Source organism: Pseudomonas sp. 18173, from assembly GCF_050432945.1.
In the GTDB taxonomy this organism is placed as follows: Bacteria; Pseudomonadota; Gammaproteobacteria; order Pseudomonadales; family Pseudomonadaceae; genus Aquipseudomonas.
Genome location: NZ_JBKFTN010000018.1, coordinates 67,550 through 84,847, shown reverse-complemented (window position 1 = coordinate 84,847; position 17,298 = coordinate 67,550). Strand labels below are relative to the sequence as shown.

Below are 17,298 nucleotides of genomic sequence, written 5' to 3'. Positions count from 1 at the left end.
TTATCTCGCTGCGAAGGCTGCGAGCACTTGGCCCAGCCGTTCGTTCTGTTCAGGGGTGATTTCACGTCCGGCACCATGGCCGGCATTGTCCTGCGTGATGTAGGCCAGGCCCGAGAGCCAGTCGCCCAGATACCGTTGCGCCTGATTCGCCGGTTGCGCCGGCAGTACCGGCACTTGTCCCGGGCCAATGTCGGTGTAGAACGAAAACAAAGGTGCCTTGGCACCGGCGCGGCTGTTCGGACGCTCGCTCACCGGCTTTTGGAGGTAGCCGAACCAGGACACGAAATCGCGCAGCACACGCTGCACTTCCAGTACCTGGCGTTCGACCAGTTGATCGCGCCGCGCGCCACTTTGTGCGCGCTTGAGGACGGCGCGGCTCAGTTGCCCCGGCAAGTCCTGGCGATAGCCGGCGGTGATCAGTTCATCGACCACCGCTTCCAGCAAGGCCTTTTCCAGCCCCAGCAGGTTGAGCAGGCTTTGCCGGGTGGTCAGTTCACGCAGGTGCGCGATCCAGGCCTTGAAGGCCGCTTTGGCAAAACGGTGCTCGGTGCTTTGCAGCTCGGGCGCCGGGGTGCCGGTGTTGCTGCTGACTGGCGCGTCGTGGCTCAGGTCGTCACTGAAATCGAAATCGAAACCGGCGTCGTTGCCGTACAGGCTCTGGCTCGGTGTCGGGGTGACCGGTTCGTCGTTCACGGCCGGCTCGTCATCGGTTTCGTACACGCCGCTGAGGTACAGGTCGCGCACCTCTTCGCTCGGCATGTCGAGTTGATCGATCAATTCGCCAAGCACCGCCGGGCGCCGGCCCAGGCCCGTCAGAATCATTTGCGCCTTGGCTTTCTTGGCGGCTGCGGCGCCGTCGTCGTCAGCGTGGTACCAGGTGCTCAGGCCATGAGTGGTCAGGCCCTCGAGGCATTCGCTCAATTGCTCGCGGATACGCTGCAATTTGAATTCGATATTGGCCACGCCTTTGAAACTGCCGCTGAAGTGGCTGATGCCACCGTCATCGTTGCGCAGCATTTCTGTCCAGGCGTTGGCCGGGTTCTTGATGTGTTTGCACACCAGGGCGTTGCTGGCGAAGCTGGTGCCCAGCGCGCTGACACGTTCCTGATAGATGGCATTGAGGCCGGTTTCCGCACCGGTCGCGTCTTGCCCGATGAATGCCGCGTCCATACGCGGTTTGCGCACCAGATAGGTGTTCTGGAACGGTGTGCCGGCCCAGTCGTTCATCCAGCTCAGGCTGCCGAAGCGCTCCAGCATGGTCAGCTTGACCATGCCGTTCCAGCTCTCGTCGTACTGATCAGGCGTCAGGCTCAGGGAGTTGGTGATGCGCAGGTCGAGCATGGTCAGTGCCCAGATCAGGCCGGTATCGCGCTTGCTGCGAGCGGCCGAGTCGGCGCCCTGGGTCTTTTCGATCCAGCGGGTCAGCACCGGGCCCACGTCGTTGACGTCGCTCTGCTTGGTCGAGCCTGTGCAGACCACCAGCGCGTTCATTTCCTGATTGTCGGTGTAGCGTTCGAACAGGTAGGCGACCTTGCCGCGCAGGATCAGCTGGGAAACGGAGTTGTCCTTGGCGGTCGATTGCGGGTCGTTGGAATCGGCGATCTCGTGCAGTTTCTGGCGCCCGCGATAACCGGGGAAGTCCAGCAGGTCGACCTGATTGACGATGTCATCCACTGGCGCTTCGATCAGGCGGAAGGTCATTTCGGCGGTCAGTGCCGCCAGTTGTGCGACCGCAATTGCCTGACTGTTTTGCAGGCGATCGCCAACCAGCGGTCGAACATCGATCGGCAAGTCCAGCGGGCTGCCGAAGCGTTCGAGGATGTCGACGTTCATGATGCTGTCGCGCTGGCTGTAGGTGTCGTTGTCGAAACTCACCAAGGCCTTCAGCGGTGCGAATACGGTCTCGGGCAGACCCAGCTTGTGCAGTGCACCGGCCAGTTGCTGGTACACGCGCGTCAACTCGCGTTGTTCACCCCAGAGGATCGAAAACAGCTCGGCCCGTTCCTGGAAACTCAGGCGTGGCGCCAGTTGCAACGCTTTGGGCCAGTACAGGTGCTCAAGCTTCTTCACCGAGTTGCGGAAGTTGTCGCGCAGGTAATCCCACAGCGACACCAGATCGTCAGCGTTGACCCCCGTTTGCAGCGGCCCGGTTTCGCGGCCTTCGAACGGTTTGAGCACGCGCTGGATGCGCTCTTCGTCGATCTCGTAGGAAATCCGCTCAAGGTCGAAATCCTTGAACCAGGCGTTGGCGAGAATCTTCGCCAGTTCGATTTCCTTGAACAGCGTGAGTTCTACCGGGAAATCATTGTCCTGACTTACCTTCGCCCGACGACTGAAGCGCGTTACCAGGCCGGTGGCTTCCTTGCCGCCACCCACCGGGTTGATGTGCTTGATGAAGTCCAGGCGATGGTCGCCGAACTCGGTTTCCAGCTTGCCGTTCTGACCGGCGGCGAGGGCCGAAATCAGGTAGGACTTGCCGGCCTGGGACAAGCCGAAAAAGCCAATGGTCATCGGCGTGCAGGCCACGCGACCGAGGCTTTTGGCCAGGTTGCGGGCGCGGTGCAGGCGGATGTTCAGGTTGTCGGCTTCGCTGTCCAGGCGCGGTGCATTGACGCGTGTCTGGCCTATCCAGTCCAGCGCCTGACCGGCGCCTTCATAAACAGCGGCCCAACTGGCAGAAAGCTGAGTTTGATCGGGGGTCAGGTCATTCATTTGCGTTTCACACTTCCACTGTCGAGCCAGTACTTGGTCTCGCTCAGGCCGGCGTCGAGCATGGTGTTGAGTTCCAGCTCGAGGTCGCTGCGCGGGTTGAAGTTGACGTTGTTACTGTTGGATTCGATGTCGCGAACCGAGAGGCGGTCGCTGACCAGATCCTGCTTGCGCGTGTATTTGTCAGCCGGTTTGACCTCGAGCCGCACCTTGAGCAGCGGCGCGCTGCCGTTTTCACCGATTGCCCGGGAAAACTTCTCCCGACCCGCCTTGGTGAACCGCAAGGTATACAACGGCGAAGCGGCCCAGCGGTCAGCGGCCAACTGGCGGAAACCGAGGCGCAGATCGCCGCGCATTTCCAGCTGTGGCGTGTCGGCGTCGTCGCCCGTACCGATTTCCGGCAGTTTTATTTTGTAGTCTTCGGACTGGATGTCGCGGTACAGCACGTCGGCATCCTTGATCACGTTGTTCAGGTCGATGACACCGATGTGCTTGACCGTCGAATACGGCTTGAGCGCCGATGCCCGGAAGTAGAAGTTCGGCACGCTGTGGTTGGCGCACAACAGGCAGAGCATGGCGCCGACCGAGGCGGTGCTTTTCGGGTCGTCGATCCGGCCGTTCCTGTGAAACGGATACCAACCGCCGGTGCGGTAGTTTTGCAGCGCCAGAATGCGCCCTGGTGGCAGCGGCAACACCTTGCGAATGAACGCCTGGATGCCGGGCAGGCGCGAAGGGCGGCCGGTCAGCAACAAGACATCACACGGGTAATGCGCGACCACTTCACACAGCGCACCAAGGATCTTGGTGATGTTGATCTGGTCGTTGAGGAACGCGGCATGGAGCTTTTGCAGGTCGAAGCTGATCGGCGCGGCATACAGGTCGAAACCGCTCTGAGCGCCGACATCGCGACGCACGGCGACATTGACGTAGTCGAGCACGGTCTGGCTGATTGCGTTGTCACCGAGCAATTGGCGGTAGCTTTGCGGGATGACTTCCTGCGGGACCTGCGGATCGTAATGCTCGTACGCCTTGAGTAGCGCCAGGCCCAGCGGGGCGAACACCTGCAGGTTCAATTGCTGACGCAGGATCATGTCCTGGGCACTGACCGATTCATCGCCACACAACCGTGACATCAGTGAGTTCGGGGCTTTCACGCCAGCGTTCTGCAAGGCTTTTTCGAAACTCGGCAGGATGAAGTCCTGAATCACGTCCAGCAGGATGTCGTCGCCGGCCACCTTGAAGCCATCGCGAAAACGCTGTTCGGGCACGATGTGCACGTTGCTGCCGCTGCCGGTATTGCCCGCGCGGTCGAGGCGATAGTCGGTGATCACCAGGTCGGTGGTGCCACCGCCGATGTCGATGGTCGCGAGGGTGATGCGTTGGCGGTCGGCCTTGTCCGGCCTGGCGATGGTGTCAAAAAACTCTTCCGGGTGCCCGGCGAAGTTCTCGTTGACCTCGGTGTACAGGTACACCAACTGGCCGCAGGACGCTTCGTCCCATTCCACGCGGATGCTCGGGATCGGTGTGCGCGGGCTGACGGCCTGATCCTGGTGTGGATCTTCCTCGCCGGCATGCCAGCCGAGGCTTTTCCACACCAGGCCGATGGCTTGCAGCATGCGTTCGTTGAGGATGCTGCGTTCGGCCTGCGGCATGCCCGGCGGCACGGTCAGGGTAATGCTGTTGAGCTGGCGCGGCACGCGGGTGTGACCCTGGCGCGAGCGCTGGGCCGGGCTGTTGATTTGCGACAGCGCCTGGGCCAGTACTTCGGCGAGCATGAAGGTCATTAGCGAGCTGCGTGAATAACGCGGCATGAACACCGGCAGACGATCGTCTTCTTCGAGACTGTATAGCGCCTCGCCGGTTTCGTTGATCAGGTGCGAGAACGGCGCGGCGGTGGCGTACGGCTCGTTGTCGGTCTTGATGTACGAGCAGTTGAAACGCCAGCCGTGGCCATAGGCGTTTTCGTCCCACAGATAACGTTTCGGGCTGGACAGGCCAGTGGAGCCTTCGGTGCCGCGACGACGACTGGCCAGACGACTGGCCTCATTGCCGACACGGGCAATCGTCGCCCACTGGAACGCATCGTGACGACCGCTCTTGACCGAGCAGTGGTCCTTGCCGAAGTACGCCTGGGAGAACTCCACGCGGCTTTCAAACGGCAGGTTATAGGTGTGTTCGGGGGTGATCAGGTCGCGCAGTTCCAGCACGTAGTTCTGCTTCAGCCCGGAGCCGGCCTGACCGTGGTTTTCGATCAGGATGCCGCAGGTGCGCGAGTTGCCGACGTCCAGCACCAGATCCACCGGAATCGGTTTGACCAGGCCATTGGTGTCATTGGCGACCACTTTCAGCTCGGGGATTTCAACTTTCGCCCGGGCCTTCGACTGTTGGGCGGCTGACGGTTTGCTCAACAGGCTGAGCAAGTTGAGGTAGTGCGCCAGGTGATGGTTGGCGCGGATATCGATGTCCAGCTCTGCGCGCGAACGGTGCGCATTGCCCTCATTGAACACTTCCAGCAACCACTCGTTGACCCACGGCTGCGCCAGGAACCAGCGGGTTTCGCTAGCCTTGGTCGCGAGCTTGAAAGATACGCCGGAGCTGATGTCTTCTTCGTTTGGCGCCAGATAGGCAGTGCCGTCACGCTTGGGCATCACACGGCTGTCGAACGCCATCGTCAGGCGGTGGGTGTTGCCGTCGATGTCGGGAGTCGCCAGTTTCACCAGGCGCATGCGCGACCAGTTGCTCGGACCTTCGTCGAAGCGATGCGGCGGCATGAAGCGGAAAAACGGGGTCGGCAGCCAGATGCCGTCGAGCAAATCGAGGCTGCTTTTCATGTCGACGCTGAACGCAGGTTTGGCTTTTTCGACCTTTTCCGGTTCGGGCTCGTAGAAAAAGAAGTCTTTCTCTTCGTTGTACGCCAGGCGGCAGATCAGCCCGCTGATCATCGGTGCAAACTCCCCCGCCGGTTCCTTGCGAGGATCCAGGCGCAGGGCGAAATCCATGAACTGGATGCCGGTGTCGCTGACCAGCGTGACGGTGTCTTCGAATTGAGTGACTTCAGGCAACATGTCGGGTTATTCCGTTTTTATTCCGCCACTTGCCGCATGGACATGGGGAATTGTTCTTTTCCGTAACCGCCGGTGCAGTCCGCGACCGTGGTCGCCCCTTTGCGGCAGTTGACCTTGGGCATGTCATAAGTGCTGCCATCGCCGCATACGGCCTGGCCCTGGCTGTCGATGGCCAGGCTGCCACCCCTCATAGTAGCGCTCACCGGCCCACTACATTTCGAACCGTCGGCCTGGTGTACGGTGACTTGGCCCTTACCGTCCTTGAGCTGGTATTCCAGGCGCAGCGGTTTGCCGGTTCGGCGATCCTGAATACCAGCTCCTGCGCTGTACTGACCGTCGAGGAACCTGGCGGCACCGTCGGCGGCATCTGGCGGGATGCTCAGGGGAGGGCCGGGTTTTGTGGCGGTGGATTTTTCTGCTTCGGGCGATGTGACATCCGGCGGCGCGGTTTTGTTTTCGGGTGGCGTGGTTTTGTTTTCAGCTGCCGGGTCTTTGGCTGGGTCTTTGGTCAAGTCGGCGGGTGCTGCATCAGCCTCGTTGCCTTCGACTGCCGGCGCCTCCACGTCATGGGTGCCGGTCACGGCGGTATCGGTACCGGTTGCAGTGCCGGAGCCTACAACGGTGCCTGTCACCGGGACGCCATTGAGCGTCGTGACATTGCCGGTCAGTGGCGGCTCTTCCAGATGTTTTTCTACCGGCACAACGCCCTCAGGTAGCAAATCCACCGCCACCAACGGAATCGGGACGCACCCTCGCAGGCCGAGCAACAGCCACAAAAGCAGCAGCAGGAGCGGCAGCAGCAACAGCCACCACCAGCGACGCCACCATGGACGAGCAACCACCGGCACGGCAGGCGCAACAGCAGGCGCTTCGACCACGGGTGGCGGCGTGAACGCGGGCGGGACCTGATAAAGGCAGTGCAGGGGATCGCCATTGCCGGTTCCGGCATGCTCGAAACCCCAGAAGGTCAGCACCGGTTTGCCTTGCACCAGGTAGACAAAGTTTTCGTCCGGGAAATGAATCACGCGCTTGAGTAGCTTGCCGAACACGGCTTTGTCGCCTTGCTGCTGTTCGGCGGAGTCAGTACCCAGGAAACGCTGGCTCAATTCTTCGAGCGCGGTCTTCAGAGCTTCAAGCTGGCGGCGGGCAGGGGCGCGTTCTTCTTCGGTCGCGCTGCTCCACGGAATCACATCGCCGTCGAGGGCGCTGTACCAATCGATCTGGTTGCCGAGTTCATCACTTTGAGGGATGGCCAGATGATCGACCAAATCGGGGTTCTTGCGGCGAATGGCTTCGCGCAATTGCAGGGCTGCCCGGTAGACCGGTTGACCTGTTTCGCCGAGGGCCGTGAATGACCCGCTCTTGCCGCTGCGTAATAGTGCCCCGCGCATTCAAACTCCATACGATCCGTTGCGCAAAAATGACAGACAAATGTGTCTGTATTTGCTCCTGCTTTTAGCGGGCGACCTTAATATCATCATGATATCACCGCCAAACTGCCGGAGGTTCAAACCTTATGAGACTAACGTAAGCATGCGGAGGTTGCATAAGGTCAATTTTAATTGGCTTGGGAAGGCTCGCGTGTAAGCTTTTTAAACTTGCTGAATCGTTTCACCAGCGCTATAAAAAATGCACAACTCCAAGAAAGGCTTTTCCCATGACCTCGCTCAAACTCCTCGTTGTCCTTGGCGCGCTGTCCGCCTCCCACGCCATGGCTTGGGATTACGTCCTGCTCGACAGCGACAAAGCCGCGCAAAACTGGCAGGTCACCAGCCAGCAACTCGGTGTGAAAACCGACCAACCCTTCAGCGTCACCCTGCGCACCTTGCACGGCGGTCGGCAGGAGGGCGTCAGCATCGTCGACATCGATAACGGCACGATGAAACTCTCGGTGGTGCCGACTCGCGGGATGAACGTGCTGCAGGCGTCGGTCGGAAATGTGCGCATGGGCTGGGATTCGCCGGTCAAGGACGTGGTCAATCCGTCCTTCATTGAGCTCAACGGTCGTGGCGGCCTGGGCTGGCTGGAAGGCTTCAACGAGTTGGTCACCCGCTGCGGCTACGAATGGGTCGGCCACCCGGGCGTCGACAACGGTGAACTGCTGACTCTGCATGGCCGCGCCGCCAATATCCCGGCCAGCAAGGTCACCCTGCATATAGATGAAAAACCGCCTTACGCGATCACCCTGCGCGGCGAACTGAAAGAGCAGGCGTTCAAGAAGGTCGACTTCTCCGTTGCGACCGAACTGGTCACCGAACCCGGCAGCGTAGTGTTCGCCCTCAACGACACCCTGACCAACAACGGCGACTATCCGAAGGAATACCAGGCGCTGTATCACAGTAACTTCAGCACCCCGTTCCTGGAGCAGGGCGCCCGTTTCGCCGCGCCGGTGAAACAGGTGTCGCCGTTCAACGACAAGGCCAAGGGCGATCTGCCCGACTGGCAAACCTACCGCGCACCGACCAAGGACTACGACGAGACGGTTTACAACGTGGTGCCGTATGCCGATGCCAAGGGCGATACATTGACCGTTCTGCATAACAAGGCCGGCAGCCTGGGTGTCTCGGTCGGCTTCAACACTCAGACACTGCCCGTGTTCTCCCTGTGGAAAAACACCGATACCCGAGGCCAGGGCTATGTCACGGGGCTGGAACCGGGAACAAGTTTTTCCTACAACCGCCGGTATCAGCGGCCACTTGGTTTGGTGCCGATTATTGGGGTTAAAGAGCAGAAGCGGTTTCAGATCAAGTACAGCTTGCTGGCGGATAAGGGGGCTGTGGATAAGGCGTTGCATCGGGTGAGCGAGATTCAGGGTGCTCGGGAAACCGAGGTACGACAAACGCCGTTAGTTGATCTATCCAAGGAGTAATTCTGGTCAGTTTGTGCTCGGCCGATACTGCAGCGCCTCAGCCAGATGGTCGCGGGTGATGCCATCAACTTGCTCAAGGTCCGCCAGGGTGCGGGAGACTTTGAGCAGTCGATGGGCCGCTCGCAGCGACAAGGTCAATCGCTCACACGCCGTTTCCAGCCAGGCTTCGTCGGTTGTGGATAACTTGCAGTGTTCGCGCAGGCCCGGCAGATCAAGGAAAGCGTTCGCGCAGCCCTGGCGTTTTTGTTGTCGCTCTCGGGCGTCGGCAACCAGCACTGCGGCAGTAGCGGTGTCATCACCGGGTTTCAGCGCAGGGTTCAACGCTGTGGCTTCACGAGCGACGGTCAGGTGCAGGTCGATTCGGTCCAGCAACGGCCCCGACAGTTTGTTGCGGTAACGCTGGACCATGTCCGGTGTACAACTGCATTTGCCGCTGGGTTCGCCAAGATATCCACAGGGGCACGGGTTCATCGCGGCTACTAATTGGAAACGGGCCGGGAAGCGGACACGGTCCTTGGCGCGGGAGATTACGATGTGACCGGACTCAAGCGGCTCCCGTAGCACCTCCAATACCTTGCGATCAAACTCCGGGAGTTCGTCCAGAAACAGTACACCGTGGTGGGCGAGGGTGATTTCGCCGGGCTGCGGTTTCGAACCGCCTCCCACCAGCGCGGGCCCGGATGCCGAGTGATGTGGCTGGCGAAACGGCCGCTGCGGCCAATGGCTCAACGGCGAACAACTGACGACCGACTGAATCGCCGCCACTTCCAGTGCTTCATTTTCGGCCAGCGGCGGCAGCAATCCCGGCAGGCGGCTCGCCAACAGGGTTTTCCCCGTTCCCGGCGGCCCACTGAACAACAGGTTGTGAGCACCTGCGGCAGCGATCAGCAGCGCACGTTTGGCCGCGAGTTGCCCCTGCACTTCATTCAGGTCGGGATAAGGTTTGCTGGCATAGAGCAGGCCATTGGAGACATAAGGCTCAATCGGGGTATGCCCGTTGAAATGCGCAACGGCCTCAAGCAGATGATCCACGGCAATCACTTTCAGTCCCGAGGCCAGGCACGCCTCTTCAGCGTTAGCTCGCGGCACCATCAACCAGCGCCCGGCCTTGCGCGCCGCCAGCGCCGCCGGCAATACCCCGCGAACCGCCCGCACGGCACCTGACAGCGCCAACTCCCCAAGGCATTCCGCATCATCGAGCGTCAACGTCGGCACCTGCACACTGGCCGAGAGAATCCCCAGGGCAATCGCCAGATCGAAGCGCCCGCCATCCTTGGGCAAATCCGCCGGCGCCAGATTCAACGTGATCCGCCGCGCCGGAAATTGCAGCCCCGAATTGATGATCGCACTGCGCACCCGATCCTTGCTTTCCTTCACCGCCGCTTCGGGCAGGCCGACCATCGTCAGTGATGGCAAACCATTGGCCAGATGGACTTCAACGGTGACAGCGGGCGCATCCACGCCAATCTGGGCGCGGCTGTGGACGATGGAGAGGGACATGGTCGTTCCTTGAGATGACGGGAGCCGCTTCCTGCGGGCTTTTGAAGGGTAGTCGGGGGGAGGGAATTCTGGTGAGGCGGGTGAGGGGGCAAACTTTCACTGGATGTTGCGGGGACGGAGTGACCTAGGCAAACGCCACCTGTAGGAGCGAGCTTGCTCGCGAAAAACCCAAATGCGCCGCTGGTCATCCGGCTTTACGCGTTATCGTTCACGACCTTCACGACCTTCACGACCTTCACGACCTTCACGACCTTCACGACCTTCACGACCTTCACGACTTTCGCGAGCAAGCTCGCTCCTACAGTGGATTGGGTTCCACAGTGAGCATTTGCGGTGTTATTCGGTTGGTGGGTTCAGCTTCGCTTCCAGCTCGGCGACTTTCGCTTCGAGGCTTTCGAGGCGGGCGCGGGTGCGCGCCAGCACGACCATCTGACTGTCGAATTCTTCGCGACTCACCAAATCCAGTTTGCTGAAGCCACTTTGCAGCAACATTTTGAACTGGCTTTCGATTTCAGCTTTCGGCAGGGGCGTGTCGCCGCTGAAGAGGCGGGAGGCGGTGCCGGTCAGGGCGTCGAGGAAGTCTTTGGGCGCGAGCATGTGGGATGTCCTGATAACAATGGCAGGCAGTGTATCACGCAGTGTCTATAGTCATTTCCGCGGGCGAGGGGTGCACGCTTTTCGCGCATGGGGACGGGCGGCGTCGCACCGTTGTTGTGCGTAACACGTCGGCTGTTGTTGCGAAGTCGCTGTCATCAGCGGGCAAAGGCTTGAAAACAGTGAAATTTCCAGAGATGGCAAGCTTTCTGCTTAGACCCTCATGACCCATGCACTGATGCAGTCGCTGTGACGAATGCAGTGCGCCAAACGAAGCGCGGGGGAGTGTTTCGTCAGGAGCGGTTTGCTGGCGTCGGACGGGCAGGTAAGGCCGACGACGCGTTACAAAGCCAGGCACTGCGCTTAGACTTGAGACGGGTTTGTTTTCCTGGGGCAAGTCCACCAATTCGGGAGAGAGTTTTCATGAAGCTAGTCACTGCCATCATCAAGCCGTTCAAGCTGGACGACGTACGCGAGTCGCTGTCCGAGATCGGCGTGCAGGGCATTACCGTCACTGAAGTCAAAGGCTTTGGTCGGCAGAAGGGTCACACCGAGCTGTATCGCGGCGCGGAATACGTGGTCGATTTCCTGCCCAAGGTGAAGATCGACGTCGCCATCGACGACAAGGATCTGGACCGGGTAATCGAGGCCATCACCAAGGCTGCCAACACCGGCAAGATCGGTGACGGCAAGATCTTCGTGGTCAATCTGGAACAGGCGATTCGCATCCGTACCGGCGAAACCGATACCGACGCAATCTAAGCCGCCACAAACCCAACGCCCCAGGAGAAAACAATATGACTCTGCGTAAATTCGCAGGGCTAGGAGCCCTGTTGTCCATCGTAATGCCCAGCCTTGCTTTGGCGGCAGACGAAGTGGCGGCCCCGGTCCTCAACTCCGGCGACACTGCCTGGATGTTGACCTCTACAGCCTTGGTGCTGTTCATGACAATTCCCGGCCTCGCGCTGTTCTACGGCGGCATGGTTCGGTCGAAAAACATTCTTTCCGTGATGATGCAGTGCTTCGCCATTACCGGTCTGATCAGCGTCCTGTGGGTCATTTATGGCTACAGCATCGCGTTCGACACCACGGGCATGGAGCAGGGCGTCGTCAACTTCAACTCGTTCTTCGGCGGCATGGGCAAGGCGTTCCTCGCCGGCATCACGCCAGCCAGCCTGACCGGGCCTGCGGCGCTGTTCCCTGAGGCAGTGTTCGTCACCTTCCAGATGACTTTCGCGATCATCACCCCGGCGTTGATCGTCGGCGCCTTCGCCGAGCGGATGAAGTTCTCCGCAATGCTGGTGTTCATGGGCGTGTGGTTCACCCTGGTTTACGCGCCGATTGCGCACATGGTCTGGTCCGGTAACGGCGGCCTGTTGTGGGACTGGGGCGTTCTGGACTTCGCCGGCGGCACCGTGGTGCACATCAACGCCGGTGTGGCCGGTCTGGTTGCGTGCCTGGTGCTGGGCAAGCGCAAAGGCTTCCCGACCACGCCGATGGCGCCGCACAACCTCGGTTACACCCTGATGGGCGCGGCCATGCTGTGGGTCGGCTGGTTCGGTTTCAACGCCGGTTCCGCCGCTGCGGCCAATGGCACCGCCGGTATGGCGATGCTGGTGACGCAAATCGCTACCGCCGCTGCTGCACTGGGCTGGATGTTTGCCGAATGGATCACCCACGGCAAACCTAGCGCACTGGGTATCGCTTCGGGCGTGGTTGCCGGCCTGGTGGCAATCACCCCGGCTGCCGGTACCGTTGGCCCGATGGGCGCGCTGGTCATCGGTCTGGCGGCAGGCGTGGTGTGCTTCTTCTGTGCCACCACCCTGAAGCGCAAGCTCGGCTATGACGACTCCCTGGACGCCTTCGGCGTGCACGGTATCGGCGGTATCCTCGGCGCGATCCTGACCGGCGTGTTCGCCGCACCGTCCCTGGGTGGCTTCGGCACCGTGACCGACATCGCCGCACAAGTGTGGATTCAATGCAAAGGCGTGGGCTTCACGGTGATCTACACCGCGATCGCCACATTCATCATCCTCAAGGTGCTGGATGCGGTCATGGGCCTGCGCATCAACGAAGAAGAAGAAGCGGTCGGCATCGATCTGGCGCTTCACAACGAACGCGGCTACAACTTGTAAGTACGCGTGTAAAAACTTGCCCGGCTTGCCGGGCATTTTTTTGTCTGAAATTTGTCATTGAAGAGCGCGCTGAAAGGTTTTTTCCTACAGGTTTTACGATGTTTGCGTCGGGTGTGTTTGTGCAGTCGAAGGCTTACAGGATTGAAGGAATATTAGGGCCTTTGTTTTTTCCCAGAGCGCGCTAGAATGCGCCCCGAACGTGCGGAGAACTGTATGTGGCAACAGACTCTGATTACCTTGCGGGCGAGGCCCCGGGGCTTTCATCTGGTAACGGACGAGTTACTCGCCGGCCTGCCTGAACTCAAGGCGTGTCGGGTCGGTCTGTTGCATTTGTGGCTGCAGCATACCTCGGCGTCGTTGACCATCAACGAGAACGCCGATCCGGCGGTACGTCGCGACTTCGAACGGTTTTTCAATCGTCTGATCCCACAAGGAACAGACGGCTATGAGCATAACGACGAAGGCCTGGACGACCTCCCGGCGCACTTCAAGGCCAGCGTACTTGGCTGTCAGCTCAGTTTGCCGATTTCGGCAGGCCGGCTGGCGTTGGGGACCTGGCAAGGCATTTACCTGGGCGAGCACCGTGATCATGGCGGTGTCCGTAAAGTCCTCGCCACCGTGCACGGTGAAGAGGCATAACCGCTGGTCAGCAGCGGCCGTTGATTTTTTTCCGGCAGCCTTCGACAGAGGGCAAAGCTGGGCTATAACTAATCTGCTTTTCGCAAGTCATGAGGTAGAACATGAGCGACGATGATCTGGAAAACGACGACCTCGAAGTAGGCGACGACGACGAAACCGAAGAAGGTCTGGAAGCAGCGGCAGAAGACGTCGCTGAAGACGACGGCGGTGATGCCCCGGTTCCAACCGCCAAAGGCAAGGCCAAGGCAGCGGTATCGGTCGATGAGCTGCCGAGTGTCGAAGCCAAGAACAAGGAACGCGACGCCCTGGCCAAGGCCATGGAAGAGTTCCTGGCCCGTGGTGGCAAGGTGCAGGAAGTGGAGGCCAATGTGGTCGCCGATCCTCCCAAGAAGCCGGACAACAAGTACGGCAGCCGGCCTATCTGAGCCTGCTACCCGCTTGCTGAAAAAGCCCGCCGTCGCTGCGGGCTTTTTCATGCCTGAAACAAAACTTGTGGGTTGAATACTGTCCAGTGTGGGAGCGGGCTTGCTCGCGAATGCGGTGTACCAGTCGACATTGATGCTGGCTGACACGACGCCTTCGCGAGCAAGCCCGCTCCCACAGGTTTTGTGTCAGGCCGAAGCCTTGTTCCACCGCGCCAACAACGCCGGCAACTCGGTCAAACTGCGAATCTCGGCATCTGGCAGATGTTCAGCCTCCCAGGCCTTGCCCGCCGGGTTGAACCAGATCGCCCGCATTCCCGCCTGTTGCGCCCCGGCAATGTCATCACCCGGATGATCGCCGATGTGCACTGCGGTTTCAGCGGTTGCACCACCGCGTTGCAGCGCCTCATGAAACAGTCGCGCATCGGGTTTGGCGATACCGATGTCCTCGGCGCACAGCGCAAACTTGAAGTAGTCCGCCAGCCCCAGCCGACGCACATCGGCGTTGCCGTTGGTGACCACGCCTAGGGCGTAATGGTTGGCGAGGATTTCCAGGGTCGGTTCAACCTCCGGAAACACATCGATCTGATGGCGGGCGTGCAGAAACACTTCAAAACTCTTGTCCGCCAGGTCCGACGCCTCGTCATGCCCGTAACCGGACTCTTCCAGCGCATGGAACAGCACACGCCGACGTAGCGCGCTGATGCGGTGCTTGAGGCTTGGCTCGTTGCTCAATACTCGCTCGCGAATAGCCCACAGATGCTCCACCGGCACTGCTCCCAGATTGGGCGCGTGCTCGGTCAGCCATTCACGCAAAACGGCTTCGGCGCTGACGATGACCGGGGCGGTGTCCCACAGGGTGTCGTCGAGGTCGAAGGTAATCAACTGAATACTCATGAATCGTCGCCTTTCATGCGTTTGGCCCGTGGGTGGGCGCTGTCGTAGACCGCTGCCAGGTGCTGGAAGTCCAGGTGGGTGTAGATCTGCGTGGTCTTGATGTCTGAATGGCCGAGCAGTTCCTGCACCGCGCGCAGGTCCTGGGAGGACTCCAGCAGGTGGCTGGCAAAGGAGTGCCGCAGCATGTGCGGGTGCAGGTTTTGCCCCAGTTCGCGCTCGCCGGCCGCCTTGACCCGCACCTGGATCGCCCGTGGTCCGAGGCGCCGGCCTTGCTGGCTGACAAACACCGCATCGTCCGCCGGGTTGGCCATGGCCCGCAGGGGCAGCCACTGTTCCAGCGCCTCGCGGGCCTTTGTCCCTACCGGCAGCAGGCGGGTCTTGCTGCCTTTGCCGAGCACCTGGACCATGCCGTCCGCCAGGTCGAGCTGATCGAGGTTGAGCCCTGTCAGCTCCGAAAGTCGCAGCCCGGAGGAGTAGAACAACTCCAGGATCGCCTGGTCCCGACGGGCCAGGAAGTCATCTTCAACGCCGCCTTCCAGCAGTTGCAGGGCGCGGTCGGTGTCGAGGGTTTTCGGCAGGCGGCGTTCGCCTTTGGGCGGAGCCAGGCCGTTGGCCGGGTCGTGGTCGCACAGGCCTTCGCGGTTCAGGTAGTGATAAAGCCCGCGAACGGCCGACAGCAATCGCGCCAGGCTGCGGGAGGACTGGCCCTGGGCGTGCAGGCGGGCAATCAGGCTGCGCAGGCGCTGGATGTCCAGCGCCGCCCAGCTGCCGATGTTCTGCTTGATGCACCAGCCCAGCACTTTATCGAGGTCTCGGCGATAGGCCGACAGCGTATGCGGCGACACCTGCCGCTCACTGCGCAGGTGTTCGCAGTAAGCGTCCAGTTGCCGTTCCATGTTCAGCGTACCGAGCGCAGGGAGTTGTTGACCCGTGGCAGCACGCGACCCATGACTTCAGCGATGTAGCTCAGGAACAGGGTGCCTACCGAGCTTTTGTAGTGCTGCGGATCGCGGCTGGCGATGGCCAGAATGCCGTGGATGCCCTGGTGGCTGATGGCAACGACCGCGGTGGAGCCGATCTGCTTGCGCTGTTCTTCGCCGAACAGGAAGTCCAGCTCATGTTCGCGCAGGCTGCCGCTGATGCTTTTTTCTTCCGAGAGCAAGCCGCCGATGGCCACTTGTGCTTCGGCGTGAGTGGCCCAGCGGCCGACCGGCATGGCGTTGTCACCCAGCAGGATGAGGCTGACGAAGGGCACCTGGAATTCCTGGCGCAGGCTGTCTTCGACGCACATCACCACGTCTTCCAGGCTGGCGGCATCCATCAGCGCCAGGATCAGGCGGCGGGTCTTGTCGAAGAGACGGTCGTTGTCGCGGGCCACGTCCATCAGGTGCGACAGGCGATGACGCAGCTCGATGTTGCGGTCGCGCAGGATGGTCATCTGGCGCTCCACCAGCGACACGGTATCGCCGCGCCGATGGGGGATGCGCAGGGACGGGAGCAGTTCTTCGTGCTCGACGAAGAAGTCCGGATGAGCCTCCAGGTACGCGGCTACAGCCGCCGCCTCCAGGCTTTCGGACGGTGATTCGTCAGCTTGTCGTGCGGGTACCTGGGGCTTGTCGGTCATGGGTTTCGCTCACTCAAAGACGCACTTGTCCTTCATATACGCGCACTGCCGGGCCGGTCATCATCACCGGTTGGCCAGGGCCTGCCCATTCGATGGACAGGCGCCCGCCGGGCAGGTCGATCAATAGCGGCGAATCCATCCACCCCTGGCTGATCGCAGCCACTGCGGCCGCACAGGCGCCGGTTCCGCAAGCCTGGGTTTCCCCGGCCCCGCGTTCCCAGACGCGCAACTGTGCGCGGCTCCGGTCGATGACCTGGAGAAAACCGACATTGACCCGTGCCGGAAAGCGCGAGTGATGTTCGATTTTCGGGCCCAGTTCATGCACCGGCGCGTTGTTGATGTCGCTGACCCGTACCACTGCATGGGGGTTGCCCATGGACACGGCAGCCAGATCGACCACGGTGCCGTCGACGTCGACCTGATAACTCTTGGCCTGCTCCGGCGCCTGGAACGGAATATCCGCTGGCACCAGGCGTGGGGCGCCCATGTTGACGCTGATCTGGCCGTCGTTACGCACGTCCAGCTCGATGATGCCGCTTTTGGTCTCGACGCGAATCACGCGTTTTGCAGTCAGGCGCTTGTCGAGCACAAAACGGGCGAAGCAGCGCGCACCGTTGCCGCACTGTTCCACTTCGGAACCGTCGGAGTTGAAGATCCGATAGCGGAAGTCCACATCCGGGTTGCTCGGTGCTTCGACGATCAGCAACTGGTCGAAACCGATGCCGGTGTGCCGGTCGCCCCATTGCTTGGCATGCTTGGGCAGAATGTGCGCGTGCTGGCTGACCAGGTCGAGAACCATGAAGTCATTGCCCAGGCCGTGCATCTTGGTAAAACGCAGCAGCAT

General features: G+C 60.9%; 14 protein-coding genes and 1 pseudogene. 5 read left to right on the top strand and 10 right to left on the bottom strand.

What is annotated here, in order from left to right; genetic code table 11:
* Genes ACLD1X_RS20180 through ACLD1X_RS20170 form a run of 3 tightly spaced genes read right to left on the bottom strand, consistent with a single transcriptional unit; the run spans position 1 to position 7,165 of the window.
* Entirely contained in the window at positions 1–2,712 is a 2,712-nt protein-coding gene (locus ACLD1X_RS20180) for a putative virulence factor (protein WP_429370633.1), read from the bottom strand.
* On the bottom strand, positions 2,709–5,774 hold the full coding sequence (locus ACLD1X_RS20175) for a virulence factor SrfB (protein ID WP_429370631.1): 3,066 nt from the start codon (positions 5,772–5,774) through the stop codon (positions 2,709–2,711). The genes ACLD1X_RS20180 and ACLD1X_RS20175 overlap by 4 nt, the downstream gene beginning before the upstream one ends.
* Before the next feature lie 17 nt (positions 5,775–5,791).
* Complete coding sequence (locus tag ACLD1X_RS20170) at positions 5,792–7,165, bottom strand: SrfA family protein (RefSeq protein WP_429370629.1); 1,374 nt, start codon at positions 7,163–7,165, stop codon at positions 5,792–5,794.
* 266 nt (positions 7,166–7,431) lie between these two features.
* Between ACLD1X_RS20170 and ACLD1X_RS20165 the strand changes: the two genes are divergently transcribed.
* On the top strand, positions 7,432–8,643 hold the full coding sequence (locus ACLD1X_RS20165; RefSeq protein ID WP_429370627.1) for an aldose 1-epimerase family protein: 1,212 nt from the start codon (positions 7,432–7,434) through the stop codon (positions 8,641–8,643).
* Positions 8,644–8,649: 6 nt separating this feature from the next.
* On the opposite strand, the gene ACLD1X_RS20160 is transcribed toward ACLD1X_RS20165, so the two are convergent.
* Positions 8,650–10,143, bottom strand: coding sequence for a YifB family Mg chelatase-like AAA ATPase (locus ACLD1X_RS20160; protein WP_429370625.1), 1,494 nt, complete (start codon positions 10,141–10,143; stop codon positions 8,650–8,652).
* A 336-nt stretch (positions 10,144–10,479) separates the two neighbouring features.
* Positions 10,480–10,740 (bottom strand): accessory factor UbiK family protein, encoded by a 261-nt coding sequence (locus ACLD1X_RS20155; protein WP_046038993.1) that lies wholly within the window; start codon positions 10,738–10,740, stop codon positions 10,480–10,482.
* A 420-nt stretch (positions 10,741–11,160) separates the two neighbouring features.
* On the opposite strand from ACLD1X_RS20155, the gene glnK reads away from it, so the two are divergent.
* The 4 genes from glnK (at position 11,161) to sutA (ending at position 13,936) form a co-directional block, all read left to right on the top strand.
* Positions 11,161–11,499, top strand: a complete 339-nt coding sequence (gene glnK, locus ACLD1X_RS20150) for a P-II family nitrogen regulator (protein ID WP_002555808.1) — start codon at positions 11,161–11,163, stop codon at positions 11,497–11,499.
* A 35-nt stretch (positions 11,500–11,534) separates the two neighbouring features.
* On the top strand, positions 11,535–12,872 hold the full coding sequence (locus ACLD1X_RS20145) for an ammonium transporter (protein WP_111282964.1): 1,338 nt from the start codon (positions 11,535–11,537) through the stop codon (positions 12,870–12,872).
* 213 nt (positions 12,873–13,085) lie between these two features.
* Entirely contained in the window at positions 13,086–13,511 is a 426-nt protein-coding gene (locus ACLD1X_RS20140) for a secondary thiamine-phosphate synthase enzyme YjbQ (protein WP_429370620.1), read from the top strand.
* A gap of 101 nt (positions 13,512–13,612) precedes the next feature.
* Positions 13,613–13,936, top strand: a complete 324-nt coding sequence (gene sutA, locus ACLD1X_RS20135; RefSeq protein ID WP_007980816.1) for a transcriptional regulator SutA — start codon at positions 13,613–13,615, stop codon at positions 13,934–13,936.
* Positions 13,937–14,025: 89 nt separating this feature from the next.
* Here the strand turns inward: sutA and ACLD1X_RS20130 are convergent.
* The 5 genes and pseudogenes from ACLD1X_RS20130 to dapF all read right to left on the bottom strand — a co-directional run.
* Positions 14,026–14,112 (bottom strand): annotated as a pseudogene (locus ACLD1X_RS20130) (metal ABC transporter ATP-binding protein); the annotation flags it as partial.
* 10 nt (positions 14,113–14,122) lie between these two features.
* Positions 14,123–14,830, bottom strand: a complete 708-nt coding sequence (locus tag ACLD1X_RS20125; RefSeq protein ID WP_429370617.1) for an HAD family hydrolase — start codon at positions 14,828–14,830, stop codon at positions 14,123–14,125.
* A complete protein-coding gene (xerC, locus tag ACLD1X_RS20120; RefSeq protein WP_429370615.1) occupies positions 14,827–15,726 on the bottom strand; it encodes a tyrosine recombinase XerC in 900 nt (299 codons plus the stop codon). The genes ACLD1X_RS20125 and xerC overlap by 4 nt, the downstream gene beginning before the upstream one ends.
* A 2-nt stretch (positions 15,727–15,728) precedes the next feature.
* Positions 15,729–16,454 (bottom strand): DUF484 family protein, encoded by a 726-nt coding sequence (locus ACLD1X_RS20115; protein WP_429370613.1) that lies wholly within the window; start codon positions 16,452–16,454, stop codon positions 15,729–15,731.
* 13 nt (positions 16,455–16,467) lie between these two features.
* Positions 16,468–17,298, bottom strand: coding sequence for a diaminopimelate epimerase (gene dapF / locus ACLD1X_RS20110; protein ID WP_429370611.1), 831 nt, complete (start codon positions 17,296–17,298; stop codon positions 16,468–16,470).